Below are 25812 nucleotides of genomic sequence, written 5' to 3'. Positions count from 1 at the left end.
AGTCGGCGCCGAAGCGGGCGGCCAGGGGCGCGCGGGGCCGGTCGTCCAGGTCGCCCAGCCGCTTCAGGCCCAGACGGCGCAGGGCCTCGTCCTCCTTGTCCGAAAGCTCCAGGGCGGCGACCGGCAGGCGGCGCGCGGCGGCGCGGTCCTGGCCGGGCTCGAACCGGCCGCCGGGGCTGAAGCGGGCCAGGGCGCGCGCGACCTGGGGCGTGCCGGCCAGGGCGCACCGGATTTTGAGACCGGCGCGTTCGGCCCGCGCCTGGACCGTCCGCATCAGGCCTGTCTCTCCGCCGAACAGGTGGGCGCAGCCGGTCACGTCCAGCATCAGGCCGTGCGGCGGGTCCAGCGCGATCATGGGGGTGAAGCGACCGAAATCCTCCAGCACCCGCGTCAGCAGGGCGTCGTCGAGGTCCGCTCGATGGGCGACGACGCGCAGGGCGGGGGTCCGCGCCCGCGCATCGGCCAGGGCCAGGCCGGGGGTCAGTCCCGCCCGCGCCGCCGCCGGATCGACGGCCGTCAGCCTCAGCGCGCCCTTGATCTTCTCGGCCAGGACGACGGGCGGCGCATCCTCAGGCGGCGCGCCGTCCCGCTGCTCCTGGCGTCGCAGCCGGTCGCTGGGCAGCCAGGGGAACCAGACCGCCAGATAGCGGCGCGGGCGGGCGGAAGGTTCGCTGTTCACGATCCCACTCCATGATCCAGGTTCCGGTCGCCCCGCCGCCGCGCCGCCGCAGCAGGGTCGCCGAAAAAGACGGCCGCCCCGGCGCTCCGCCTTCCAGGGCTTCTGAACCGCAAGACGCCACCGACCAGCGGGTCTCGGCCGCGCTGGGGCAGGGCAGGGCGCCCGCCCGCGCCAGGAACAGGGTCGCGCCGCCCGTCTCGGCCGCCAGGGCCAGTCGCCGGCTGGCCGTCAGGCTGAAGGCCTTGGCCTCGCCCCAAGCGCTCAACAGCACGGCGCCCACGGCGGGACTGCGCAGGGCTTCTTCGCCTACGGCCAACAGGGTCTGCACGTCGCGCGTCCGCACCAGCAGCAGGTCGCGCGGCGACAGGCCCATCTCATGCAGGCCCGGACCGTGCGGCCGCCCCGCCTCCTGAGCCATCATCTCATGCACGCCCCAGACGATGGGCCGCCCCGCCGCCGTCCGCAGCGCCATTCCCAGCCCGAAGGCGTTGACGGCTACTGCGTCGGCCGGCGCGGAGGCGTAGAGGTCGTGGATCAAGCCTGTGGCCAAGGGCGCGAAGGCATCGTCGCCCGCATTACGCGCAGCCACGCTGACCCAACGTCCGCCGGACCTCTCCAGGGCCTCAAGACGGGTCTTCAGCGTGGTCAGCGCGTCAGATCGCGAACGTATGTTCTTCATTTGTTCTATATGCGCTCGGCACCCCGGGGGGAGTCAAGCGGGGCTGTCGGGAAGGCCCGCTGTCCTCATGTCCGGTCGCATGATCGCATCGACATTTAGGGGGAAGCCTCTTTTGAAACGTCTCTCCACCGTCGTCCGAAGACGATGTTTCCAGTGGAGTTTTTGTGCTCGATCCAAAGTTTGTAGACGGTTCGTCAGTTGATGCGTCCGTTCAGACAAAAAGGGGCAGGCCGCCGCTGCCCATCGTCACCCATCCCGTCAGCTTATGGGAGGTCCATGAAGACCCAAGGGACTTCCACGCCGCGCTGGATCTCCAGATCCGTCGACATGGTGAGAATTCTCACCGACTGCACCGGGCGATCATGGCCGCCGGCGGTCTGACCGATCGGACCACGCTCGCAGCCTGGCGGCGCGGCCTGAAGGTCCCACAGACGCCCGCGAGCCTCAGGGTCCTCGACATCATCGAGCATCGCTATCGGCTGGAGAGCGGATATCTACGGTCGCGGCTTCAGCGCCGACGCGCCCTGAGGGGGCTTGTTCCGCCCGAGACGCCCTATTCGGAATCGCGCCGTCTCGCTTGGCATCTGCCGGATGATTTCGATGAGAGATCAGCTCGGGAACAGGAGGAAATCCTGGACTGGGTGCGCTCGACCATTCTGTCGGGCGGCACAGCCTATCATCGCTATCATTCGACCGTGTCGAAGCATCGGTTCGCACTCCGTTTCGACGGAAACGGCCCGGAAGACTTGGCTGCTCCGACGCATTTAAGGGAAGAGATGGACGCCCTGCTGCGGTTCAAGTCCGCGACCCTCACCGATATCGGCTATCAGCGATCGGGCGTATGGGGGCCGGAAACGGCAGCGCAACGCGAGGAGCATCTGGCGCTTCTGTTCGGGGCCCTGGCCGCTCTGCCTGATGATGAGGTCAGCGGCCTTGGCGTGGCCAGGGAGGACCTGACCTTCGGACTTCTCGTCGTGCCGTCCGTCTGGGACTGGTATGTCCAATGGCGCGAGCGGCGCCGCGGCTTCTTCACCGGTTGGGAAAGCGAGATGCTTCTGCTCGGCGCCGCCTTCTCGCGTAGTGAGACGGGGTGGCTCAGACAGAGCCCGTGGTTGGCGGAGCGGCTGCGCCCGGTTCCCGGCATCGTCACGCAGCAGGAAATCGACCGGATCAGCGGACATTGGGATGAAGCCTGCGAGCGGGTGCATCGCCACGCCCTGGCCAGGGCCAAGGAGATCGAACGCGTCGCCCGGGTGCATCGGGATCCCTTTGAACCGATCCTGCCCATTCTGGAGGCGGCGAGTCCCGTCGGTGAGTACCGCAAGATCACTGAAGAAGTTCTGCGCCGGATGCCTGATGAGAGACGCTACCCCCGGGCAGCGGCAGAAGCCGTCCGGTCATTCCTCATGCTGCGCCTGGGGTTGCACCTCGGCGTCAGGCAGAAGAATCTCCGGCAACTCCTGCTGCGTCCCCGCGGAAGCCCGGCGACGCCGGAGAGGGAGCTGGAGAGCAGGCGATGCGGCGAGCTGCGCTGGAGCGATAGGGAAGGGGGCTGGGAGGTCTTCATCCCATGCGTCGCCTTCAAGAACTCAGGTTCGGCATATTTTTCCAAACGTCCGTTCCGGCTTCTCCTTCCGGACCTGGGGGGACTGTACCGCTGGATCGACGCCTATGTGAGCCGCCATCGATCGGCCCTGCTGAACGGATCCGGCGATCCCGGCACCTTCTTCGTGAAGACCGTCAAGGTTTCCAGCCGCAACGCCGCCTATAATCAGAACACCTTCTACGACGCCTGGCGACAGGTGATTCAGCGCTACGGGATCTACAACCCGTACACGCAGAAGGGCGCCATTCGAGGCTTGCTTCCTCATGGACCGCACAATGTGAGGGACGTCCTGGCCACACATGTGCTGAAGCAGACCGGCTCCTACGAACAGGCCAGCTACGCCATTCAGGATACGCCGGCGACGGTCGCTGCCCACTACGGACGCTTTCTCCCGCAGGATAAGGCGGCGCTGGCGGCCCAGGTCTTGAACCGCGTCTGGGACGAGGCCGCATGACGCCGTATGAGCGTTTCGGGCGGAATGCGTTCGGATGAACAGACAGAAATGTTCCCATTTTGTTCGCAACTTGCTAGGCGTGGTTCATGGACGTAGCTGCGCCCCGCAAGATCATCCATGTGGACATGGACGCCTTCTTCGCCTCGGTGGAGCAGAGGGACGACCCCGCGCTGCGTGGTCGTCCCGTCGCCGTCGGTCATGCCGCCTCGCGCGGCGTGGTCGCCGCCGCCAGCTATGAGGCACGGAGTTTCGGGGTGCGCTCGGCCATGCCTTCGAGCACGGCCTTGCGCAAATGCCCCGAGTTGATCTTCACGCCGCCGCGCTTCGAGGTTTATCGAGCCGTTTCGGCGCAAATCCACGCCATCTTCGCCGACTATACGCACCTGATGGAACCGCTCTCTCTGGATGAGGCCTATCTCGACGTCACGGCCAACATCCGGGGACTGCCGACAGCGTCCGCGACGGCCGAGGAGATCCGGTCAAGAATTCTCCGGGAGACCGGTCTGACGGCGTCTGCCGGCGTGTCCTACAACAAGTTTCTGGCGAAGCTGGCTTCGGACCAGCGCAAGCCCAACGGCCAGTTCGTGGTCGCGCCGGGGCGGGGAGAAGCCTTCGTGGAGGCTCTGCCGGTCAAGCGCTTCCATGGCGTCGGGCCGGTGACGGCGGCGAAGATGAACCGCCTGGGCATAGAAACCGGCGCAGACCTGAGACATCAGTCCCTGGCCTTTCTCCAGCATCATTTCGGCAAGTCGGGCGCCTGGTATTACGGCGTAGCACGGGGAGAGGATCATCGTCCCGTCAATCCGAACCGCGAACGCAAGTCCAGCGGGTCGGAAACCACCTTCGCCGGCGACCTGGTCGATCCCGTGGCGATCGAGGCCGGGGTGAATCAGATGGCCGATGATGTCTGGGCTTGGTGCGAAAAGGCAGGGTCCCTCGGCCGGACCGTCACGGTGAAGGTCAAATGGGCGGACTTCCAGCAGTCGACCCGCAGCCGGTCTTTCAAGGAGCCGGTCGCCTCGAAGGCGCGGTTGCGTGAGATCGCGCGCCTTCTGGTGCGATCCCTCTATCCGCCGACAAGAGGCGTGCGGCTGGTCGGCGTGACCTTGTCCAATCTGGAGAAGGCCTCGCCGAAGGCGGCTCCGGGCGAGCTGGCGTTGTGACGGCGATGCTCCAGGCCGACCTGTTCGGTCACGCCCCCGGGCCCGTCGTTCCGTCCGGCTTCGACTACTGGCCGGATACCCTGTCAGCACCTGAGCAGGCGGCAGTGGTAGAGCAACTGCAGCGGCTGAGCTTCAGGCCCTATGAGCACATGGGCTATCAGGGCTTCCGGCGGATCGCCGCCTTCGGGCGCCGCCATGATCCGGAGCGGCGCGAGCTGGAGACGGCCGAGCCCTGGCCGGACTTCCTGCAGCATCTGTTACGGCGTCTGGCCGGACGGCTGGGTCTTGATGACGGGCCTTTCGTCCAAGCCCTCGTCAACGAATATGTCCCTGGTGCGGGGATCGGCTGGCATCGCGACCGGCCGGTCTATGGGGAGATCCTCGGCGTCCCCCTTATCGCGCCCTGCGTCATGCGCTTTCGCCGGAAGGAGACGGCTCAGTGGCGTCGCGCCGGCGCGACGCTGGGTCCGGGCTCTGTCTATCGGCTTTCCGGCGAGGCGCGGCGGGATTGGCAGCATTCGATCTCGCCGATGACAGCCCTGCGCTACTCCATTACTTTCAGAACGCTATCCTGAAAAGCGAACCTAATCTGTAAGAATTGCGGCGGCTTCGGGATAGCGCTGGGCCAGGCGTGACTTCCAGTCACCCGACTGTGGCCGGGGCAGCCGGGCTTCACGGGGACGCGCCAGGACGAGCGCGGCCGCCTCCCTGTGGGCGGGCCAGTCCATCAGCAGCCGCATGGCCGCCTCGAAGTCCGGATGGGTCGAGGCGTGAGCGAACGCCAGGTCCAGGGCCTCGACATCATCGAAGTCGGGCAGTCGCGAGAGGTAATCCCGAAGAACGGGCGCCGACAGGCCGCGCTCGAACAGGCTCCAGCGAAGATCCTGGGCCTCCTGGCGGTGTCCTTCGGCGTCGAGCACGTCGATGGATGCGGCTTCCCAGGCCGGGGTCAGGCGCGGGGCGCCGTCTCCTGGGTTGCGGCCGAAGGTCCAGCGGCGGTTGAACGGTGAAGGGCTTAAGGCGGCTTCCAGGGCGGCGCGGGCTTCCGCAACGCGTCCCGCGGCGAGGAGACGGCGGGCGATGTCGGCGGCGATGTCGGGCGACCCGGCCTGCTCGGGCGTGACGAGCGAGAGCCAGAGGTCGAGGTCCTCCGCCTTGTCCGCCAGGCGGCGAAGCAGGTTGCGGCCCGACGGGGTTTTCGTGGCCGAAGCGTCCAGACTGGCCAGCAGCCGGCGCGCCGTAAGCGGGCCGAGGGCCTCGCCGGCAGCTAAGACCCAGCGCGCGTAATCCTGCGGACGTCGGCGCAGAGCGTCGATCAGGTCGCGCAACGCCTGATCGTCGACGGTCTCGGCGAGAGCGAAGAGATCCGGGGCGGCGGCCTCGAAGGCGGCGGGCAGTTCCCCCTTGGTGTCCTTCACGCGGGCGGCCAGGCCAGGATAGAGGTCGAACCAGCGAATGAGGACGGCGAGCGCCTCGCCCGGGGCCTCGGGCGCCAGGCGCTCCACGATCATGTTGCGGTGCGTGTTCAGATCATCGATCAGTTCGCCGCGCTTGCGCCAGGATACACGTGTGCGGGCGACGGAGACGGCGGTGATGCGCTTATCGATCTCAAGGGCGAGGAGGTCGGGGCCGGCTTCAGCCGCCAGTTCAAGACGAAGGCGGCGCTTGAGATTTGCGTTCCCGGCGCCGGCCTCGATCAGCAGGTCCGCCAGGCGAGGCGACCCGAGATGGACGAGGTTGGCTGCGGAAAGCCTGGTCGAGATCCTGGGTTGTCGCGCCATGAGGTCCTTTGGGAGGAGCGGGGTCGTCCAAGGGGCAGCTATAGCACGGGCACCAAGGACGATTCGTCGTCCCCCTTGCTATCCTGGAGCCTCTCAGTGTCGGGCGGGAGGCGCGCCTTCTCCACGCGGAGCTGCGGGGTGAGGACCCAGGTGGGATTCGCTGGTCGATCGATGGAGGCCGCGATCAGCCCACGCGGCAAGGTCTTCCATATCGTAGACGACCCTGCCGCCAAGCTTCCGATAGACGGGGCCTGTGCCGTAGGTGCGATGCTTTTCGAGCGTGCGGCCGGATAGTCCGAGATAACGCCCCGCCTCAGGCGTGCGCAGAAACCGCTTCACCGGAAACTGTCCCATGATGCCTCCCTGAAAAGAGATCGATCATGCCTTGGAAGCGCCGGGGATCCGCCCCGCTACTTCATCACCGTAGCGACGCGGTTGGGCTTCGCGCTCAAGACAATGTGAAGCGAGCGGGAACCTGGGACGATTTCGTCCAAAAGTACCGTTCTAAACGCCGTTCTAAACGCCGTTCTAAACGGCCAAGCTAGAACGGAGCGCTGCGGTCTCGTCGTCAGATTGTTCAGGGATTTCAATCCCCCGAGTGGCTCCGCGGGTAGGATTCGAACCTACGACCAGCCGATTAACAGTCGGCTGCTCTACCACTGAGCTACCGCGGAACATCCCCTCGGGGGAGGCCGGCGTATAGCAGCGCCATTTCGATTCATGCAACCGGTAAAAGGCAGAAATCGCCAAATTTTTTCGGAAAGCCCTGCGCTACAAGGTTCGGCATGACGCCCATTCCTGTTCTTCATCCTGATGACCCGCGCATCGCCGCCTTTCGCGATGTGAAGGAGCGCGACCTGACGGGGCGGCAGGGGCTGTTCGTCGCCGAGGGAGAGGTGGTGCTGCGCGTCCTGGCGTCCGAGGCGTCACGCTGCGCGCCGGTGTCCGTTCTCATCGCGGAGAAGCGATTGGCGGGGTTGAGGCAGGTGCTGGAGCGTCTGCCGGACGATGTGCCGGTCCATGCGGCGCCTCAGGACGTGCTGAACGCGGTGGCTGGGTTCGATCTGCACCGGGGCATCCTCGCCCTGGGGCGCAAGCCGGAACCGGTAGCGCCAGACGTCTTGTTGGACAGTTTGCCCGAGCACGCCGTGGCGGTTGTGGCGTCCGGGATCGGCAACCATGACAATATGGGCGGCCTGTTCCGCAACGCCGCCGCCTTCGGAGCGGCGGCGGTGTTCCTGGATCGAACCTGTTGCGACCCCTTCTACCGGAAGGCGATCCGGGTTTCGGTCGGCGCGGTCCTGCGAACGCCTATGGCGGCAGGGCTGGACGCCGAGGCGATGATCGACCTGCTGCAGGGCAGGGGATTCGAGGTGTTGGCCCTGACGCCGTCGGCGGATCAGGCGCTGGCGGACATGAAGCCGGCGCGCCGCACGGCGATCCTGTTGGGCAGTGAGGGGCCGGGGTTGCCGCGCGAGATCATCGCGCGCTGTCGTCCCGTCGGCATTCCCATGGCGGGAGGGTTTGATTCGCTGAACGTGGCGGCGACCAGCGCCGTGGCGCTGCATCACGTGACGACGGCGAGGCAGGCGTAGGCTGAAAGCAAGAAAGCCGCCCCGAAGAGCGGCTTTCTCGATGTTTCATCGCGATGGAGGCCTGACCGGGAATCGAACCCGGGTGCAAGGATTTGCAGTCCTCTGCGTCACCACTCCGCCATCAGGCCGCGACCCCGTATTTCAGAGGCCCCGCCATCGCGAGGGCCGTCAGCTATCAGATCGGATTGTCCGCTGCAACGCACGGACCTATAAGCGCGTCACATTTCTTCGCCTGAGCCGACCTGAAGGACTTCGGATTATGGATTTCGCCGCCGCCCGCAAGGTGATGCTGGACTCGCAGGTCCGCGTGAACGACGTCACCGACCGTCAGCTGCACGCCGCCATCGGCGCCGTGGAGCGCGAGCGATTCTGCGCCGCCGACCGCGCCTTCTCGGCCTATGCCGACGTCGAGCCGGAAATCGCCGGCGGCCGCCGCCTGATGTTGCCGCGTGATGTGGCCAAGCTGCTGCAGGGATTGGACGCTCGCGCCGGTGAGAAGGCTCTGGCGATCGCCGCGCCTTACGCTGCGGCCGTGCTGGCGCACATGGGGCTGACCGTGACGGCGCAGGAATCGGATGCAGCCGTGTTCGACGTGGTCGGCGCCGCTCTGGCCGAGGCCGGGGTCGAGACCGTCGTGGCGCCGCTGGGCCAGCCGCACGGCGAAGGCTATGACCTGATCATCAGCGAGGGAGCGGTGATCGAGCGCCCCGAATCGTGGATTGCGGCTCTGCGTCCCGGCGGCCGTCTGGCCGTGGTGGAGCGTGAAGGCGCCAGCGGCACGGCGGTGCTCTATGTACGCGGGCGCGAAGGCGTTTCGCGGCGCGAGCTGTTCGACGCGGCGCCGGACCTGCTGGCGGAAATGGTTCCGGCCCCCGCGTTCGCGCTCTAGGCTGACGTTCGCGCCGTAAAAGGCGTTCAGCGGTGCGACGGAAGGGGCGTCGCGCTGCGTGAAAAAAACTTAACTGGCGTCGGGGGCGCATAGCCCCCAACTACGCCGGTACAAGGCAGTACAGGCGCGCCGGATGGGGGCGTCAGGCAGGGACAGGTTCATGTTGAAATGCTCGCGCGCGCTCGCTTCGGTCGCACTGGTCGCATTGACGATGGGGGCGACGTCGGTCCTTGCCGAGTCGCTGCAGGAAGCCATCGGCCTTGCCTATCGCACCAATCCGACCCTGCTGGCGCAGCGGGCGAACCAACGCGCCCTCGACGAGAGCATCGTCCAGGCTCGCGCCGGTCTGCGTCCGACGATCAATGCTTCGGCGGGCGTCGACTACAGCCGCACGCGCAGTGATCGCGTCACCACGACGATCCCCGGTCAGACCTTTCCCATCGACACCGACGGCGACGGCGTGCCCGATGCGACCGGCACGCTGCCGGGCAGCAGCAGCACCACGGGCGGCACGATCGAAAGCGACGGCGCCACCGCCAGCGTCAGCCTGAGCCAGAACATCTGGACCGCTGGCCGCGTATCGCACGGCATTTCCGCCGCCGAGGCCAATGTCCTGGCGGGCCGCGAGAACCTGCGCGACGTCGAGCAACAGGTGATGGTGTCGGTCATCCAGGCCTATGCCGACGTCACCCGCGATCTTGAGATCCTGCGTATCCGTCAGGAGAACCTGGCGGTCCTCCGGCGGCAACTGGACGAATCGAACGCCCGTTTCGAGGTCGGCGAGATCACTCGCACCGACGTCGCCCAGTCCGAAGCGCGTCTGGCGCAATCCGAATCCGACCTGGCCAGCGCTCAGGCGCAGCTGTCGGTTTCGCGCGCGGCCTATGCCGCCGTTGTGGGACAGGCGCCGTCCAATCTGCAGACTCTGCCGATGCTGCCGGGTCTGCCGACCGACTTTGACGGCGCGATGGACGTCGGACTGGCCGAGAATCCCGGCGTACTGTCCGCCATCCATGCCCAGCGCGCGGCTGAGGCCAATGTTGCCGCGGCGAGGTCGGAATATCTGCCTTCGGCGCGCCTGAACGCCTCCTATGGCGGGACGGCCAATGACCTGTCGGGCTTCGACCTGGGCGACCGCACCAGCTTTACGGCCGGGGCCACAGTGTCCGTGCCGCTGTTCACGGGCGGCCTGAACCGTTCGCGGGTGGCCCAGGCGCTGGAACGCGCCAACGCCGCCCAGATCAATGTCGAGGGCGAGCGTCGTGCGGTGCTGCAGTCGGTCAGTTCAGCCTATGCTCAGAGCGCTTCGGCGCGTTCCAGCGTCCTGGCGGGCGAACAGGCGGTGCGCGCCGCCTCGGTGGCCGCCGAGGGCGTGCGTCAGGAAGCCCAGGTGGGCCTGCGCACCACCCTGGACGTGCTGAACCAGGAACTGGAGCTGCGGAACGCGGAGGTCGCCCTGACCAGCGCGCGTCGCAATGAATATGTCGCTCAGGCCCAGCTTCTGGCAGCCATGGGCCGTCTGGGCGGCCCCAACCTGGACCCGACGATCGACGCCTATGACCCGTCGGACAATTATCGCGCCGTGCGGAACCGCGGCGCCTTGCCCTGGGACGGCGTGATCGAAGCCATCGACCGCATCGCCGCCCCGGCGACGACGCCCGCCGTCGATGTCGAGGACGCCCCGGTCGACCGCCAGCTGAAGGGCGAAGTGGTTCGCACTGCTCCCCAGGGCTGAAGGTCGAACGACAAAACGTCCGTTGATTCCGACGGGCGTTGATGCGACGACAGGATTCGAAGGGGGAGGCGAGTCTTGCGGCTCGGTCCCCATCGTCGCCTGCCCTAGTCCGCATCGGTTGGCGATCGTCCCCGTTCGAGCGACCCAGGTTGAGGTTCCGACATGACCGAACAAGCCGCCCAGGAACCGACGATGGAAGAGATTCTGGCGTCGATTCGCCGGATCATCTCTGAAGACGACGCTCCGGTCGAAACCGCCCCGGCGGCGGAGGCGACGCCCGAGCCGGCGCCGGAGCCCGAGCCCGTCGTCACCGAGCCGGAGCCCGCTCCGGTTGAGGACGAAGTGCTGGAACTGATCGAACCCTATGAGGCGCCGGCCGCCGAAGCCATCGGCGATCTGGATGTGGCGGACGCCGCGCCGTTCCCGACCGAGGCCGCGCCAGCCGCGCCGCAGCCCGTAGTCGCTGCGGCAGAGGTCGAAACCCTGGTCGGCGAAACCGCCGCCGCCAGCGCCGCTTCGGCCTTCGCCGGTCTGGCCGCCAGCTTCCAGAAGCCTGAACCTGCGCCGATCGCTTCGGCCGCCGACATGAACTTCATGAGCGGCAATACGGTCGAAGCCATGGTCCGAGAAATGCTGCGCCCGATGCTGAAGGATTGGCTGGACGCCAACCTGCCCGCCATCGTCGAGGCGCAGGTCCGCAAGGAAGTCGAACGCATCGCCCGCAACGCAGGCTGATCGCTTCAGGACATCGCCGAGATTTACGACGCCCCTCAGTCCGCTGAGGGGCGTTCGTTTTTCCAGTCGAACAGGGCTTCCAGCAGGCGCACGGCCTGGCCGCGCTCGCTGGTCAGGTCGGGATCGCGGCCCAGCAGCAGGCGCGCATCGTCCGCCGCCGCCAGCAGCAGCGACCGATGACGGATCGGATCGGCGAAGCGATAGGCCGGGAAGCCGCTCTGCTTCAGGCCCAGCGGGTCGCCGCCGCCGCGCAGACGGAAGTCCTCTTCGGCGATGACGAAGCCGTCCTCGGTGCGGCGCAGGGTCTCCAGCCGCTCCTTCGCCGTCTCGCCCAGGGCGCCGTCCTCGCCGCCATACAGCAGGATGCAGGAACTGGCCTTGGCGCCGCGCCCCACGCGCCCGCGCAACTGGTGAAGCTGGGCCAGACCGAAGCGGTCGGCGTGTTCGATCACCATGATGGAGGCGTTCGGCACGTCCACACCGACTTCGACCACGGTCGTGGCGACCAGAACGGGCAGGCGGCCTGCCGCGAACTCGGCCATCACCGCCTCGCGCTCAGCGCCCGGCATCTGGCCGTGAGCGAGACCGACCTCGGTTCCCAGCAGCTTGCGCAGGTCTTCGGCCCGATCCTCGGCGGCGGCCAGGTCGATGGCTTCGGATTCCGCCACCAGAGGACAGATCCAATAGGCCTGAGCGCCAGCCTCGACCGCCGCCTTCAGACGCTTCGCCACCTCGCCGATGCGCGCCAGCGGCAGGACGGCCGTGGTGACGGGCGTGCGGCCCGGCGGTTTCTCCATCAGGCGGCTGACTTCCAGCTCGCCATATTGGGTCAGCTCCAGCGTGCGCGGAATCGGCGTGGCCGACATGGTCAGCAGGTGGACGCCGCCCAGAGCCGGATCGCCCTTGGCCTGCAAGCGCTGGCGCTCGCGCACGCCGAAGCGGTGTTGTTCGTCGATGACGGCCAGAGCCAGCCGGTGGAACTGCACGGCGTCCTGGAACAGGGCGTGGGTGCCGATGGCGACCTGAGCTTCGCCCGACGCCAGAGCCGCCAGCTTGCCGCGCCGTTCGGCCGCAGTGTCGCGCCCGGTCAGCAGCAGGCTGGACACGCCCGCCTGATCCAGCAGGGGTGACAGCTTGTCATGGTGTTGGCGCGCCAGAATCTCGGTCGGCGCCATCAGGGCGGCCTGAAAGCCGCTGGAGGCCGCATCAGCCAGGGCCAGCGCGGCGACCGCCGTCTTGCCCGCGCCGACGTCGCCTTGCAGCAGCCGTCCCATCTGCTCGCCCGAGGTCAGATCGGCGCGGATTTCGGCAATGGCCTGTTGCTGCGCGCCGGTCAGGGCGAAGGGCAGGGCGGCCAGCATCCGCGCCGACGCCTCGCCCGGTGCGATGCGGGCGGCGGGCGTGATCTGGCGAGCGCGGCGACGGCGCGCCAGAGCCAGTTGATGCGCGAACAGTTCGTCATAGGCCAGGCGCTGGCGCACCGGCGTGTCAGGCGCGAGGTCGGCTTCGTTCGCGGGCGCGTGCAGGGCCTCCAGCGCTGCGCGCCAGCCGACCCAACGCCGCGCCGCCAGCCAGTTCGGCTCCTGCCATTCGGGCAGTACGGGCGCTAGGGCCAGCGCGCCCTGCGCCAGCTTGCGGATCTGCCGCGATGTCAGCCCCTGCGTCGCCGGATAGACGGGCTCTGACAGCGGAATCTCGTCCGCCTTCTCGACGGGCAGGATGTAGTCGGGGTGGGCGATCTGGACTTCGCTGTTGAAGCGCTCGACCTTGCCGGTCACCAGCCGCCGCGATCCACGCGGAGCCAGGCTCTCGATATGGCGCGGCGATCCGGCGAACCAGATCAGGTGGATGAAGCCCGTCTCGTCGATGGCCCGCACCTTGATCGGCGCGCCGTGTTTGTGCGGCGGGATCAGGCGGTCGATCGTCACCTCGAAGACGCCGATCTCGCCGTCGACGGCCTCCATCGCCGTGGTCCGGCGGCGCTGGATCACGCCGCTGGGCGACAGGAACAGCACGTCGCGCACCAGCGAACCCGCCACCTTCTGCACCAGGGGCGCGCTGCGCGGGCCCACGCCTTTCAGCGTGGTGACGTCCGCGAACAGGGGAAAGAGAATCTCGGGCCTCATGATGACGCAGCATAGCTGGCGCAGCGGCGTCTGGAACGCTATCTGATCCGCCTCTTACCGAAATGAACGGACAGGCAAGGAAACCGCGTGGCCGATATCGACGCACGTCCCGAAGACGCCCTGAACTCTGACGATCGCAAGACGCGCCTGGGCCGCATCGCCTTCCGCGCCTGGCGCCGGGGCTTTCGCGAGGCGGACATGGTGCTGGGGCCGTTTGCCGATCAGGTCGCGCCGACGCTGAACGACGATGAACTGACCGAGTTCGAGCGCCTGCTGGACGAAGAGGACCAGTATCTCTACGCCTGGATCATCGAGCGCGAACCGACCCCGCCCGAATTCGAGGGGCCGATGATGGCTCGTATCCGCGCCTTCATGCGCGCCCATGTCGCCGCCGAAGTGGCCAAGGGCATCGGCTGATGGACGCGGCGCTGGCGCGGACCGACATGGAGCTGGGCGGCGCGCCGGAGGGGCTGGACGCCCTGATCGTCGCTGACCGCATCAGGGCGCAGGGCGGAGTCGTCCTGTTCGTGGCGCGTGACTATCAGCGCTCGGGAAACTTTATTCAAGCCTTCCGCTTCTTCGCCAAGGATGTTGAAGTTCTTGAATATCCGTCGTGGGACTGTCTGCCCTACGACCGGCTGAGCCCGACGGCTTCGGTCGCCGCCCAGCGCATGGCGACCCTGACCCGGCTGGCGACGCGCGATCCGGCGGACAGGACGCCGCTGCTGGTGGTCGCCACGGTCGCGGCCGCCGCCCAGCGCACGCCGCCGCGCAGCGCCGTCACTGGGGCCGGGTTTGCGGCCAAGGTCGGCGCTGATCTCGATACGACCGCTCTGGAACGTTACGTTGCGGCCAACGGCTATGTGCGCGCATCCACCGTGTCGGAACGTGGCGAATACGCCATCCGCGGCGGGGTGATCGACGTCTTCCCGCCGGGGTTCGACGAGCCGGTGCGGCTCGACATGTTCGGCTCGGAGCTGGAATCGATCCGCGCCTTCGATCCCGAGACCCAGCGCTCGACGCGCCAGTTGAAGGCGGTTTCTCTCTCGCCGGTGTCGGAAGTCCTGCTGGACGCGGACGCCATCTCGCGCTTCCGCAGCGGCTATCTGAACCTGTTCGGCGCGCCGGGCGACGAGCCGATGTACGCCGCCGTCAGCGAGGGCGCGCGCCGTCAGGGCGTCGAACACTGGCTGCCGCTATTCTACGACCGACTGGACACGCTGTTCGATTATCTGCCGGACACGTCGCCGGTCTTTCTCGACAGCCAGACGGAACAGGCGCGTGCGGAACGCTGGAACCTGACCGTTGATGCCTATGAGGCGCGCAAGGAGGCGGCGCGCGGCAAGGGCGGGGCGGCCTATCGCGCCCTGCCGCCAGCACGGCTCTATCTGGACGACGGCGACTGGAACAGCGCCTTGGCCGGTCGCGCCGTGCGCCGTCTGTCTCCGCTGGCCGCCGGTTCGGGCGAGGACGCGGGCGGCCGTCTAGGCCGCAGTTTCGCCGCCGAGCGGTCGCAGGACAGCGTCAATCTGTTCGCGGCCGTGGCCCAACACGCCGAGGCGCTGAAGGGGCAGGGCAAGCGCGTCCTGTTCGCGTCATGGTCCGAAGGCTCGGCCGAACGTCTGGCGGCCATGCTGGGCGATCACGGTCTGACGCACGTCGTGGCGGTGCGGGACTGGGACGATGTGCGCGGCGCGCCGGAAGGAATCTATCTGCGCGCGGTGTTGCCGGTGGAGCATGGCTTCGCCACCGATGATCTGGCCGTCATCTCCGAGACCGACATTCTGGGCGACCGTTTGGCGCGGCCTAAGCGCAAGCGGCGGGCGTCCAACTTCCTGGCTGAGGCGTCCGCCCTGACGGCGGGCGATCTGGTCGTTCACCTGGATCACGGCATCGGCCGTTATGAGGGGCTGCGGACGCTGGAGATCCAGGAGGCGCCGCACGACTGTCTCGAACTCCTCTACGCGGGTGAGAGCAAACTCTACCTGCCAGTTGAAAACATTGATCTTCTGACGCGCTACGGCACGGACGCAGAGGGAGTTCAGCTGGACCGTCTGGGCGGCGCGGGCTGGCAGGCGCGCAAGGCCAAGGCCAAGGAGCGTCTGCGGGCCATGGCCGAAGGGCTGATCGCCCTGGCCGCCAAGCGGGCGCTGCGGGTGTCCGACGCCATCGTGCCGCCCGCGGGCCTGTTCGACGAGTTCTGCGCCCGCTTCCCCTATGAGGAAACGGACGATCAGCTGAACGCCATCGGCGACGTGCTGGAGGACCTGGGCAAGGGCACGCCGATGGATCGCCTGATCTGCGGCGACGTCGGCTTCGGCAAGACGGAAGTCGCCTTGCGCGCCGCCTTCGTCGTGGCCATGACGGGCCAACAGGTCGCCATCGTCTGCCCGACGACCCTGCTGGCGCGCCAGCACTTTAAGACCTTCAGCGAGCGCTTCGCCGGCTGGCCGATCAAGGTGCGCCACCTGTCGCGCATGGTCACGGCCAAGGACGCAAACGAGACACGCGCTGGCCTGAAGGACGGTAGTTTCGAAATCGTCGTCGGCACCCATGCGGTGCTGGCCGATCAGGTCGGCTTCAAGGATCTGGGCCTCGTCATCGTCGACGAGGAGCAGCACTTTGGCGTCAAGCACAAGGAGAAGCTGAAGTCCCTGCGGGCCGATGTTCACCTGCTGACGCTGACGGCGACGCCGATCCCGCGCACGCTGCAGATGGCGCTGTCGGGCATCCGCGAGATGTCGATCATCGCCACGCCGCCGGTCGACCGTCTGGCGGTGCGGACCTATGTCACGCCGTGGGATCCGGTGCTGGTGCGCGAGGCCCTGCTGCGCGAGAAATATCGCGGCGGTCAGGCCTATTACGTTGCCCCGCGCCTGAAGGATTTGCCCGACATCGAGCGGTTCCTGCGCGAACAGGTGCCCGAGGTGAAGTTCGTCGTCGGCCACGGCCAGATGAGCCCGACCCAGCTGGAAGCGGTGATGAGCGCCTTCTATGACGGCGAATATGACGTGCTGGTCTCGACCACCATCGTCGAAAGCGGCATCGACATTCCGACGGCCAACACCCTGGTCGTGCACCGCGCGGACATGTTCGGCTTGGCCCAGCTTCACCAGATCAGAGGCCGGATCGGCCGCTCCAAGGCACGGGCCTTCGCCTATCTGACGACCGATCCGATCAAGCCGCTGAGCCTGTCGGCCGAGCGGCGTCTGCAGGTGCTCCAGTCGCTGGATAATCTGGGCGCGGGGTTCCAGCTGGCGAGCCACGATCTGGATCAGCGCGGCGGCGGCAACCTGCTGGGCGACGAACAGTCGGGCCACATTCGCGAGGTCGGCGTCGAACTGTATCAGCAGATGCTGGAGGACGCCGTCGCGGAACTGCGCGAGCAGGGCGAGGCGGCGCCGGATCGCGGCTGGTCGCCCTCGATCAATGTCGGCGCGGCCGTATTGATTCCAGAGGATTACGTCCCGGACCTGAACGTGCGCCTGAGCCTGTATCGTCGCCTGTCCGACGCCGAGAAGATGGAGGACCGCGAGGCCATGGCCGCCGAACTGATCGACCGGTTCGGCCCGCTGCCGGACGAGGCGCAGCAGCTTCTGCGGATCGTCGGGATCAAGGCCAACTGCCGCACCGCCATGATCGAAAAGATCGACATCGGGCCTAAGGGCGCGGTGCTGACCCTGCGCAACAACACCTTCCCCAACCCGATGGGGCTGGTGGGCCTGATCCAGAAGAACCACGCCTTCTGGAAGATTCGGCCGGACCAGAAGATCGTCGTGAAGGGCGATTGGCCGACGCCCGACGACCGCCTGAAGGTCGCCGAGCGGATTACGGCCGATCTGGCGCGGGTGGCGGGCGCGGCCTAGCCGGCTCGCGCCTGCATGCTTCGCATCACGGCGCCGAACAGGTTGACGTAGTCGTCGGTCCAGGGCCGCACCTCCGTCGGCGCCAGCTTGCGCCAGCGTCCGTCGGCTCTGAAGTCGGCCAGTCCTTCGGCCGTAGGCGAGATGACCAGGGCTTCGGTCGAAGCTTCGGCCATCAGGGCCGCTTCGGGGTGTTCGATATACACCTGATGCAGTTCGGCCGCGCCCAGTTCGCGCGCGGCGGCGACGGCGGGCAGGGTGATGTCCAGATTGCGGTTGGACAGGTGGAGCACGACCGCGCCCGTGGGCTTGAGCAGCTTGAGATAGCCCTCGATCGCTTCACGGGTGAGCAGATGGGTCGGTACGGCGTCGGAAGAGAAGGCGTCGATCACCAACAGGTCATAAGAACCGGGAGCCTCCCGGTTCAGCGTCAGCCGCGCATCACCCAGAACGGTGCGGATCGGACCGTCGGCGCAATCCGAGATGAAGGTGAACCACTTGGGATCGCGCGACAGGCGATCGACCATGGGGTCGATCTCGAAGAAGCTCATCTGGTCCGAGGCACGCTTGTAGGCCGCCATGGCGCCTGATCCCTGTCCCACGATGCCGATCACGGCGCCTGGACCGCGCGCCTGGATCAGCTCCGCCGCCTGACCGAGAGGTGTGGTCTGCGCATAGTACATGGTCGGGGCGCAGGCGAAATCAGGATTGCGCGCCTGGGCGCCGTGCAGGGTTGTGCCGTGCATCAGCACATGAATGTCGCCTCCCATCTTGGGATCGGCCGTGGCCGCCACGCGCATGACGCCGAAGAAGCTGCGTTCGGTCAGGCTCCAGTCATAGCCGCGCCCGATGTAGTGGGCCGAGAGGGTCATGGCGGCGACGACGGCCGTGAACATCAACGCTCGGTCCCGGATCAGGAAGGCGCAAAGCGCGGCGACGCCCAGGATGATCTGAGCCGTTGTGGTCAGGCCGAAGTCGCTGAAGGCCGCTCTCAGCGGCGGATCGTAACGCAGCATCTCGAACAGCAGGGGCACGAAGGCGGCGAGCATCAGTCCCGCTGTCATCAGCCAGACTGTCCGTTTGGTCGGGCGGTCGCCGAGCCAGGGCCGGGCCAGGCACACCAGCACCATGACCAGCGGATACTCCAGCACCATCTCGAACACGACCGGCGCGATCAGGGCGGTGAAGGCGCCGCCCAGGACGCCGCCCAGCGACAGCAGAAGGTAGAATTCCGTCAGCCGGTCCGGGGCTGGGCGCCGGGCCGCCATCTGCTGATGGCACATCAGGGCGGTGAAGAAGAAGCCCAACAGATGCAGCCCCAGCAGGGTCAGCCACTGGCCGGTCGTCATGCCGACCAGGGCGGCGATCATGACGGTGAAGGTCGCCTGGGCCAGCAAGGTGACGGATAGGGGAATCCAGGGCTTGGCCTGAAAGGCGATGACGAAGGTCAGAAGATAGAGCGCCAGGGGCGCCACCCAGAGGAAGGGCGCAGAGGCTACGTCGGTTGAAAGATGAGTGGTGACGCCCAGCATCAGGCTGGACGGCGCCGCCGCCAGCAGCACCAGCACCGCCTTGCGACGCCAGGGAATGGGCGAGCTGCGCTCCTTGGTCGGACGGGCCTGAATGACGCCGCCGGTGCGCGGCATGAGCGTCAGCAGCCCCACCAGAATGGCGGCGAAGACGCCATAGCCGACCGTCCAGCCCCATCTTTGCCCTGACAGCGAGGCGAGCGGCTCGATCAGGGCCGGATAGGCCAGAAGCGCCAGAAAGCTGCCCAGGTTGGAGGCGGCGTAGAGGACATAGGGGTTGGCCCCGTCGGGCCGCCCTGCGCGGACTCGCGCATACCAAGCCTGTAGCAGAGGCGCCGTGGCCGAGAGCACGGCGAAAGGCGCGCCGACGGACAACGCCAGCGCGCCGAGCAGCCAGCCGATGGGAGCGGACGGGTCGGGATCGCCCAGCACCTGGGTGATGCTCAGGGGCAGAAACAGGGCGGCGGCCGCCAGCAGGCTCAGATGGATCGTCGCCTGGAGCCGGATCGAGGGGATGCGCTGCAGCAGGTGCGCGTAGAGATAGCCCGCCAGCAAGGCCGCCTGGAAGAAGACCATGGCGGTGTTCCACACCGATGGCGAGCCGCCCAGCAGGGGCAGCACCAGTTTCGTCGTCATCGGCTGGACGACGAAAACCAGACTGGCCGAGGTGAAGACGGCGACGGCGAAGGCCGCAGGTGTTATCGCATCGATCCTGCGATGCGCCGGAGACAGGATGTGTTCGGTCATTCGCAGCTTTCGGCGTCGGGCGGCTGATTCCGTTCGACGAGGCTATGACGACTCGAGGATGGAGCGAATTCCCATGTTGCCGCAGGACATCGAGGCGACCGCCCAGACCGTGATCCGTCGGGCGGAAGGGGCGGGCCTGCTGATCGCCACGGCCGAGAGCTGCACCGGCGGCCTGATCTCGGGCGCGCTGACGGCGATCGCCGGCTCCTCGGCCGTGCTGGATCGCGGCTTTGTCACCTACAGCAATGAAGCGAAGGTCGAGATGCTGGGCGTGCCGGAAGAGGTGCTGGAGCGCTTCGGGGCCGTGTCCGAGCCGACGGCGCGCGCCATGGCCGAGGGCGCGGCGGCGCGTTCGCGGGCTTCCATCACGGTCTCGGTGACGGGGATCGCCGGACCGGGCGGGGGATCGCCGCAGAAGCCGGTGGGCCTGGTGCATTTCGCGGCTCACGGCCCGGACGGGCGCACGGCGCATGTCGAGAAACGCTTCGGCGACATAGGACGTGACGCGGTCCGGCTGGAAAGCGTGCGGACCGCTCTGGGGCTTCTGCTGGACGCCATTCCGGCATGAGCATGATCACGACCACCGTTGATGCGCGCGGCCACAAATGCCCGGTTCCCAGCCTGCGCCTGCGCAAGGCGCTGGAGGGCCAGGCGCCGGGCTCCCGACTGATTCTGCTGGCCACGGACGCCATGGCGCGGATCGACGTGCCCTTCCTGATGCAGGAACTGGGCGGCCGCGTGGTTCAGATCGACGAGGCGGACGGCGTCCTGAGCTTTACTGTCGAGACTGGCGCCGCTCGGACAGGTTGACGACCGTGTCGGGCAGGGCGACCGGCTCGGGCGGGGTTGCGTTCCTTTCCCACTCGATCTCGAGCTCCGTGGCGAAGGCGCCGCCGTAGAAGACGGCGTTGACGTTCCATGACAGCCAGATCAGCAAAACCACGACGGCGCCGACCGATCCGTAGGTCGCGCCCAGGTGGACGATCTGCTCGACGTAGATGGTGCACAGCCACGAGAAGAAGCTGGACATGACCGTGGCGACCAGACCGCCGATGATCGCCGCCTTCCACGCGACGCGCTTGGCGTGCGCCATGGCGTAGCGATACAGCATGGTCAGCCCCAGCCACAGGCCGAGCGCGGGCCAAATGCCGTCCAGGGGCAAGGCCAGCCAACCGGCCGGCTGATCCACATAGGCGTGCTCCATCAGGCGCGAGGTCACGACGGCGCCGGATACGATGGTGAACAGCACGAAGGCCGCCAGGGCGACCAGGAAGGCCAGCATGTTGAACTTGAAGAAGCCGAGCGGGTTCGTCTCGTCATGAATCAGGTTCAGTCCGGCCAGCAAGGCCTTGAACCCCCGATGCGCCGCATAGGCGCCGATCACCAGGGCGATGGCGCTCTGGGCCGAGACCGTGCGCGCCGAGGCGTTCGCCAAACGGTCGATCTCGTTCAGGAACAGGGTGCGCGCCGCCGAGGGGATGACGTCAGCCAGGGCGGCGGCCTGCTCGCTGACCTGACCGATGGTCAGGACCGCCTTGTAGAAGCCGATCAGGATGGCGATGGCCGGGAAGAGCGCCAGCAGGGCGAAGAAGGACACGCCGCCCGTATAGAGCATGACATCGCGTCCCCAACTGCGGCTGAAGGCCCGGGTCGTCAGGCGCAGCCAGAGTCGGGGTTGGGCCGTGATCGGCGTGGAAAAGGTCAATCCGCAGTCTCGATCGTCAAAGAAGGGGGCGGATTAACCCCATTCGCCATGCAGTGAGAAGTCCCAATGTCGTCATTGGATGATCGACCTTGCCCATTGCGGGCCTCGTCGGCGCCGGTATCATGGCGGCGTCTGGCGCGGTCGCGGGGGCGAACCGGCCAGGCCAAGGAGACAATGTTTGGAATCTGATCCGCGCGTTCTGGTCGTCGCCGACGCCGACGATCAGCTGGGCTCCCTCTGCGAGGACATGGACCGATTGGGCTGGCGCACTGTCACCGCGCGCTCGCTCGACGCTGCGCTTCTGGCGGTGTCGGACCTGCCCGTCGACGCGGCCGTGGTCCAGCTGGGAAGCGTCCCCGAAGGCGGCCTGAAGCAACTGCGCCGCGCCGCCGCTCCGCGCTATCTGTCGATCCTGGGCCTGGGCGCCGCCTCGGAGGACGTGGCGGACGCGTGCGACCTCGTGGTCTCCACAGATCCTCATCCGTTGCAGATGGCGTTGCGACTGGAGCAGATGACGCGGGCCGCCGTGGCCGAAGAAGAGTTCATGCTGCGCCGGGCCACCTTTGCGGCGCAGGGAGTCGATCTGCCGGAACCGGCCATGAACGACAGGCCGATGCAGGTGCTGACCGCGGGGGCGGCCGACCGCCGCTTTCTGGCCTTGTCGAACGCTCTGGCGGCGGCCGGCGCCGAGGCGGTGGCGGCGCCGACCCCCTATACGGCCTTTGATTATCTCCATGAGAGGGCCTTTGACGCCGCCGTGCTCTGGGGCGATCGGGACCATGCCCCTGCGCTGTCGATCGCGGCCGGTATGCGCCGTAACACGCGCCTCTATCACATCCCCCTGACCCTCTATCTGCGGGATGAGGGCGAGCCGGATCTGATCGACCTGTTCGAAAGAGGCTTTGCAGACGTCGCCGCCGCCGAGACATCGGAAGAGGAGGCCGCCGAGCGGGTGCTGGCCCTGGCGCGCAATCATCGCCGGCGGCAGGGGTTGAGGCGCGCCCTGGACGCCATACGCGGGTCTGACTTGATGGACCCGGAGACCGGTCTGTTCAGCCGCGACCTGTTCGCCGCGCATCTGGCCCGGATTGCCAAGGGCGCGGGCGTGCGAAATCGTCGCCTGTCGGTCTGCGTCCTGCGCGTGCCGGACAATGAGACGATGGCGGCCGTGCGGAAGGGCGGTTGGCTGGAGCGGGCCATGCCTCAGATCGGCGCCATGGTTTCGCGACTGGTGCGCGTGGAGGATACGGCCGCACGCCTGTCATCGGAGACGTTCGCCCTGGCCCTACCGGCGACCGACCATGCGGCGGCGCGCCTGACGGCGGAGCGGATCGCGGCGGTGATCGCCTGCACAGCCTTTGACGCGGGGACGAACCGCTCGCCCTTCGTGGTCGAACTGGACGTCGGCGTGGCCGAGATGACGCCGGGCGAGTCGCCGGCGGCCTTGCTGGAGCGCGCTTCGATCCAGGTCCTGGCGGCCTAGGCGTCCGTCTCGTCTTCGAGCTTGTGGCCGTCCAGCATGGCGGAAGCGCGTTCGCGTTCAGCCTTGGTCGCGTCGCGTTCCGCGCGTGTGCGGCCGAAGGTCAGGCGGTTGGCTTCGGCCGTGCGCTTGGCCGCGGCCTTGTCGCGGGCCTTGCGCGCCTTGTTCAGGTTGACGATCTCGCCCATCAGACATGCCCGTCCGGGCTGTCCTTGGCCCAGGCGCGCTTCAGCGCCGGACGGGCGCCGATGCGCTGGACATAGGCGTCATAGGGCTCGCCCGCGGGCATGGCGGCGCGGAACCATTGCAGCAGGCTGCCGAACAGAATGTCGAGGGCGGAGAAGTCGCCCAGGATGAAGCCGCCGTCCTGGATCGCCGTACGCCAGCGCCGGTCCAGTTCGGCATAGGCGGCCTGCTGCGTCTGGCTCCAGCCGTCGGGAGGGCCGGACGTGAGCACGGTCTCAAGCACATTGTTGTAAAGGCCCAGCCACGACAGATACTCGGCCCGGCATGGATCGGTCGGCCCCGGCGCCAGTCCCGCCTCGCCATGCCGATCGGTCAGGAAGAGGAAGATCAGCACCGATTCGATCAGCACCTGACCGTCGACCTCGAGCGCCGGAGCCTGTTTCAGCGGATGCGGATTGGCGGGGTCGGTTCGTCCCTGGCCGTCGCGTCGCAGGATGTCGACGTAATGGACGCGGTAGTCGGCGCCCAGCTCTTCCAGCAGCCACAGAAGACGCGTCGAGCGGGATTGCGGCGCGTGGTGGACGATCATCGACATTGTGAACTCCGTGGACGGCCTTGCGATGAACTCATGACCGGCGGGCTCGTTCTCATGAGGTCCCGCACAGCCATGGAGAAGACCATGATAAACGCCTCGATGATCAAGGAACATCAGGAAGTCGTCGGTTCCGACGGCGCCCATGTCGGCCGTGTCGATCACGTGATGGGCGACCAGATCGAGCTCGCCAAGCTGGACCTGGGTTCAGGCCTCAAGCACCACATGATTCCGGTCAGCTGGGTGTCTCGCGTGGACGAACATGTCCATTTGAGCCTGAGCAAGGACGAAGCCAAGGCGCGCTGGACCGAGAAGCACTAGCGTCGCCTTACCGCGATTTCATCCCAGGCCCCGCTGCAATCAGCGGGGCCTTTCGCCATATGAAGGGGAGCGCAACGCAAAGGGGCGACTGATTTGATCCGACTGATCCTGAACCTGCTGTGGTTCTTCCTGGGCGGCTTCGCCTCAGGTTTGGCCTGGTTGTTCGGCGGGCTGCTGTTGGCGTTGACCGTAGTTGGCCTGCCGTGGGCTTTTTCGGCGTGGCGGATCGCCAGCTATTCCTTCTGGCCGTTCGGACGAGAGATCGTCTGGCGCGATCCGAACCCGGCCGATCTGGGCGCAGGCTGCCTGGGCGTCGGGCTGAACGTGATCTGGCTGGTGCTGGCGGGCTGGTACATCGCCTTGGCGCATATCCTGATCGCCGTGCCGCAGTTCGTCAGCCTGATCGGCATTCCCTTCGCCCTGAAGAATGTCGAACTGGCCAAACTGTCGCTGGCGCCGGTGGGGCGGACCATCCGGGACAAGGGCTGAGCATGAAAAACGCCGGCCGGGACGAACCGGGCCGGCGTCTTCATCTCTGATGATGCGCGTGGCTTACTGCGGCGCGATCATCTTCTCGGGACGGACGTATTCGTCGAACTCGGCGTCGGTCAGATAACCGCCGCCGACGGCCTCCTGGCGCAGGGTCGTGCCGTTCTTGTGCGCCGTCTTGGCGATCTTGGCGCAGGTGTCATAGCCCAGCTTGGCGTTCAGGGCGGTGACCAGCATCAGGCTGTTTTCCAGGCCGTGCTTGATGTTGTCCTCGCGCGGCTCGATGCCGACGACGCAGTTGTCGGTGAAGCTGATGGCCGCATCGGCGACCAGGCGGACCGACTGCAGGAAGTTGTAGGCCATCACCGGATTGTAGACGTTCAGTTCGAAGTGGCCCTGCGAACCGGCGAACGACAGGGCGGCGTTGTTGCCGAACACCTGGGCGCAGACCTGGGTCAGGGCTTCGCTCTGGGTCGGGTTGACCTTGCCCGGCATGATGGACGAGCCCGGCTCGTTTTCCGGCAGCGACAGCTCGCCCAGACCCGCGCGCGGGCCCGAGCCCAGGAAGCGGATGTCGTTGGCGATCTTGAACAGCGATGCGGCGACCGTGTTGATCGCGCCGTGGGTGAAGACCATGGCGTCGTGGGCGGCCAGGGCCTCGAATTTGTTCGGCGCCGTGGTGAAGGGCAGGCCGGTGATGCCCGCGATCTGTGCCGCGACCTTCTCGGCAAAGCCGATCGGGGCGTTCAGACCGGTGCCGACGGCGGTGCCGCCCTGCGCCAGCTCCATCAGGCGCGGCAGGGTCAGCTCGATACGCTCGATGCCCATGGCGACCTGGTGAGCATAACCGCCGAACTCCTGGCCCAGCGTCAGGGGCGTGGCGTCCTGGGTGTGGGTGCGGCCGATCTTGATGATGTGTGCCCAGGCCTTTGCCTTGGCGTCCAGCGCAGCGTGCAGGTGCTTCAGCGCCGGGATCAGGTCGTTGACCACCTGCTCGGCGCAGGCGACGTGCATGGCCGTCGGATAGGTGTCGTTCGACGACTGGCTCATGTTGACGTGGTCGTTGGGGTGGACGGGCTTCTTGGAGCCCATCTCGCCGCCCAGCATCTCGATGGCGCGGTTCGAGATGACCTCATTGGCGTTCATGTTCGACTGGGTGCCCGAACCGGTCTGCCAGACGACCAGCGGGAAGTGGTCGTTCAGCTTGCCCTCGATCACTTCATTGGCGGCGGCGATGATGGCGTCGGCCAGCTTGGGGTCCAGCTTGCCCAGGTCGCGGTTGGTCTCGGCGGCGGCGCGCTTGACGATGCCCAGGGCGCGCACGACCGGCAGAGGCTGCTTCTCCCAACCGATCTTGAAGTTTCCGAGCGAGCGTTGAGCTTGCGCGCCCCAGTAGCGATCAGCGGCGACCTCGATGGGGCCGAAGGTGTCGGTTTCGATACGAACTTTGCTCATGTG

General features: G+C 67.2%; 24 protein-coding genes and 2 tRNA genes. 14 read left to right on the top strand and 12 right to left on the bottom strand.

Annotation, left to right across the window (positions count from 1 at the left end):
* Together ACWGL1_RS15535 and ACWGL1_RS15530 are read right to left on the bottom strand one after the other, a co-directional pair.
* A partial coding sequence (locus tag ACWGL1_RS15535; protein WP_452112492.1) for a Y-family DNA polymerase occupies positions 1-679 on the bottom strand: 679 nt, incomplete at its 3' end.
* Complete coding sequence (locus ACWGL1_RS15530; RefSeq protein ID WP_452112491.1) at positions 570-1358, bottom strand: ImuA family protein; 789 nt, start codon at positions 1356-1358, stop codon at positions 570-572. The genes ACWGL1_RS15535 and ACWGL1_RS15530, both read right to left, overlap by 110 nt.
* Before the next feature lie 164 nt (positions 1359-1522).
* Between ACWGL1_RS15530 and ACWGL1_RS15525 the strand changes: the two genes are divergently transcribed.
* The 3 genes from ACWGL1_RS15525 (at position 1523) to ACWGL1_RS15515 (ending at position 5156) form a co-directional block, all read left to right on the top strand.
* The gene (locus ACWGL1_RS15525) at positions 1523-3418 is read left to right on the top strand and encodes a hypothetical protein (RefSeq protein WP_452112490.1); all 1896 of its coding nucleotides are present in this window, start codon (positions 1523-1525) and stop codon (positions 3416-3418) included.
* An 86-nt stretch (positions 3419-3504) separates the two neighbouring features.
* Positions 3505-4581, top strand: a complete 1077-nt coding sequence (dinB, locus tag ACWGL1_RS15520; RefSeq protein WP_452112489.1) for a DNA polymerase IV — start codon at positions 3505-3507, stop codon at positions 4579-4581.
* Between the two features lie 5 nt (positions 4582-4586).
* Complete coding sequence (locus ACWGL1_RS15515) at positions 4587-5156, top strand: alpha-ketoglutarate-dependent dioxygenase AlkB (RefSeq protein WP_452112488.1); 570 nt, start codon at positions 4587-4589, stop codon at positions 5154-5156.
* Between the two features lie 9 nt (positions 5157-5165).
* On the opposite strand, the gene ACWGL1_RS15510 is transcribed toward ACWGL1_RS15515, so the two are convergent.
* From ACWGL1_RS15510 to ACWGL1_RS15500, 3 genes are all read right to left on the bottom strand, one after another.
* Positions 5166-6362, bottom strand: a complete 1197-nt coding sequence (locus ACWGL1_RS15510; protein WP_452112487.1) for a DUF6880 family protein — start codon at positions 6360-6362, stop codon at positions 5166-5168.
* Positions 6363-6455: 93 nt separating this feature from the next.
* Complete coding sequence (locus ACWGL1_RS15505) at positions 6456-6716, bottom strand: helix-turn-helix transcriptional regulator (protein WP_207827037.1); 261 nt, start codon at positions 6714-6716, stop codon at positions 6456-6458.
* 245 nt (positions 6717-6961) lie between these two features.
* A tRNA-Asn gene (locus tag ACWGL1_RS15500) sits at positions 6962-7036 on the bottom strand.
* Positions 7037-7147: 111 nt separating this feature from the next.
* On the opposite strand from ACWGL1_RS15500, the gene ACWGL1_RS15495 reads away from it, so the two are divergent.
* Entirely contained in the window at positions 7148-7957 is an 810-nt protein-coding gene (locus ACWGL1_RS15495; protein WP_452112486.1) for a TrmH family RNA methyltransferase, read from the top strand.
* A 54-nt stretch (positions 7958-8011) separates the two neighbouring features.
* Here ACWGL1_RS15495 and ACWGL1_RS15490 read toward each other — a convergent pair.
* A tRNA-Cys gene (locus ACWGL1_RS15490) sits at positions 8012-8085 on the bottom strand.
* 131 nt (positions 8086-8216) lie between these two features.
* On the opposite strand from ACWGL1_RS15490, the gene ACWGL1_RS15485 reads away from it, so the two are divergent.
* The 3 genes from ACWGL1_RS15485 to ACWGL1_RS15475 all read left to right on the top strand — a co-directional run bounded on the left by ACWGL1_RS15485 (position 8217) and on the right by ACWGL1_RS15475 (position 11316).
* Positions 8217-8846, top strand: a complete 630-nt coding sequence (locus ACWGL1_RS15485) for a protein-L-isoaspartate O-methyltransferase family protein (RefSeq protein WP_291775808.1) — start codon at positions 8217-8219, stop codon at positions 8844-8846.
* 160 nt (positions 8847-9006) lie between these two features.
* Positions 9007-10581 (top strand): TolC family outer membrane protein, encoded by a 1575-nt coding sequence (locus ACWGL1_RS15480; protein WP_452112485.1) that lies wholly within the window; start codon positions 9007-9009, stop codon positions 10579-10581.
* Positions 10582-10743: 162 nt separating this feature from the next.
* Positions 10744-11316, top strand: a complete 573-nt coding sequence (locus ACWGL1_RS15475) for a DUF2497 domain-containing protein (protein WP_452112484.1) — start codon at positions 10744-10746, stop codon at positions 11314-11316.
* 35 nt (positions 11317-11351) lie between these two features.
* Here the strand turns inward: ACWGL1_RS15475 and recG are convergent, their stop codons facing one another.
* Positions 11352-13442 carry an ATP-dependent DNA helicase RecG gene (gene recG / locus ACWGL1_RS15470; RefSeq protein ID WP_452112483.1) on the bottom strand — a complete coding sequence of 697 codons (2091 nt, stop codon included), beginning with the start codon at positions 13440-13442 and terminating at the stop codon, positions 11352-11354.
* An 87-nt stretch (positions 13443-13529) separates the two neighbouring features.
* Between recG and ACWGL1_RS15465 the strand changes: the two genes are divergently transcribed.
* Positions 13530-13859 carry an FAD assembly factor SdhE gene (locus ACWGL1_RS15465; protein ID WP_253107869.1) on the top strand — a complete coding sequence of 110 codons (330 nt, stop codon included), beginning with the start codon at positions 13530-13532 and terminating at the stop codon, positions 13857-13859.
* Positions 13859-17308: a transcription-repair coupling factor gene (gene mfd, locus ACWGL1_RS15460; protein WP_452112482.1), complete on the top strand. Its 3450-nt coding sequence runs from the start codon at positions 13859-13861 to the stop codon at positions 17306-17308. Before ACWGL1_RS15465 ends, mfd begins: the two co-directional genes overlap by 1 nt.
* Here the strand turns inward: mfd and ACWGL1_RS15455 are convergent.
* Positions 17305-19581: a spermidine synthase gene (locus ACWGL1_RS15455; protein WP_452112481.1), complete on the bottom strand. Its 2277-nt coding sequence runs from the start codon at positions 19579-19581 to the stop codon at positions 17305-17307. The genes mfd and ACWGL1_RS15455 overlap by 4 nt on opposite strands.
* Before the next feature lie 73 nt (positions 19582-19654).
* Between ACWGL1_RS15455 and ACWGL1_RS15450 the strand changes: the two genes are divergently transcribed.
* Together ACWGL1_RS15450 and ACWGL1_RS15445 are read left to right on the top strand one after the other, a co-directional pair.
* Positions 19655-20149: a CinA family protein gene (locus ACWGL1_RS15450; protein WP_452112480.1), complete on the top strand. Its 495-nt coding sequence runs from the start codon at positions 19655-19657 to the stop codon at positions 20147-20149.
* Positions 20146-20391 (top strand): sulfurtransferase TusA family protein, encoded by a 246-nt coding sequence (locus tag ACWGL1_RS15445; protein WP_338575261.1) that lies wholly within the window; start codon positions 20146-20148, stop codon positions 20389-20391. Before ACWGL1_RS15450 ends, ACWGL1_RS15445 begins: the two co-directional genes overlap by 4 nt.
* Here ACWGL1_RS15445 and ACWGL1_RS15440 read toward each other — a convergent pair.
* Positions 20357-21286, bottom strand: a complete 930-nt coding sequence (locus ACWGL1_RS15440) for a YihY/virulence factor BrkB family protein (RefSeq protein ID WP_291775829.1) — start codon at positions 21284-21286, stop codon at positions 20357-20359. The genes ACWGL1_RS15445 and ACWGL1_RS15440 overlap by 35 nt on opposite strands.
* 178 nt (positions 21287-21464) lie before the next feature.
* Between ACWGL1_RS15440 and ACWGL1_RS15435 the strand changes: the two genes are divergently transcribed.
* On the top strand, positions 21465-22769 hold the full coding sequence (locus ACWGL1_RS15435) for a diguanylate cyclase domain-containing protein (protein WP_452112479.1): 1305 nt from the start codon (positions 21465-21467) through the stop codon (positions 22767-22769).
* Here the strand turns inward: ACWGL1_RS15435 and ACWGL1_RS15430 are convergent.
* Together ACWGL1_RS15430 and ACWGL1_RS15425 are read right to left on the bottom strand one after the other, a co-directional pair.
* Positions 22766-22954 carry a DUF4169 family protein gene (locus tag ACWGL1_RS15430; protein WP_291775834.1) on the bottom strand — a complete coding sequence of 63 codons (189 nt, stop codon included), beginning with the start codon at positions 22952-22954 and terminating at the stop codon, positions 22766-22768. The genes ACWGL1_RS15435 and ACWGL1_RS15430 overlap by 4 nt on opposite strands.
* On the bottom strand, positions 22954-23547 hold the full coding sequence (locus tag ACWGL1_RS15425; RefSeq protein ID WP_452112478.1) for a glutathione S-transferase family protein: 594 nt from the start codon (positions 23545-23547) through the stop codon (positions 22954-22956). The genes ACWGL1_RS15430 and ACWGL1_RS15425 overlap by 1 nt, the downstream gene beginning before the upstream one ends.
* An 84-nt stretch (positions 23548-23631) precedes the next feature.
* Here ACWGL1_RS15425 and ACWGL1_RS15420 point away from each other — a divergent pair, with 84 nt between their 5' ends.
* A complete protein-coding gene (locus tag ACWGL1_RS15420; RefSeq protein ID WP_291776148.1) occupies positions 23632-23865 on the top strand; it encodes a DUF2171 domain-containing protein in 234 nt (77 codons plus the stop codon).
* A 93-nt stretch (positions 23866-23958) separates the two neighbouring features.
* Positions 23959-24354, top strand: coding sequence for a YccF domain-containing protein (locus tag ACWGL1_RS15415; protein ID WP_200167394.1), 396 nt, complete (start codon positions 23959-23961; stop codon positions 24352-24354).
* A 63-nt stretch (positions 24355-24417) separates the two neighbouring features.
* On the opposite strand, the gene fumC is transcribed toward ACWGL1_RS15415, so the two are convergent.
* The gene (gene fumC / locus ACWGL1_RS15410) at positions 24418-25809 is read right to left on the bottom strand and encodes a class II fumarate hydratase (protein WP_452112477.1); all 1392 of its coding nucleotides are present in this window, start codon (positions 25807-25809) and stop codon (positions 24418-24420) included.
* Positions 25810-25812 lie beyond the last annotated feature (3 nt).

This window comes from Brevundimonas sp. NPDC055812 (assembly GCF_053616535.1).
Note: the sequence above shows the minus strand (reverse complement) of the source record. Positions and strands in the feature narration are given on the sequence as shown.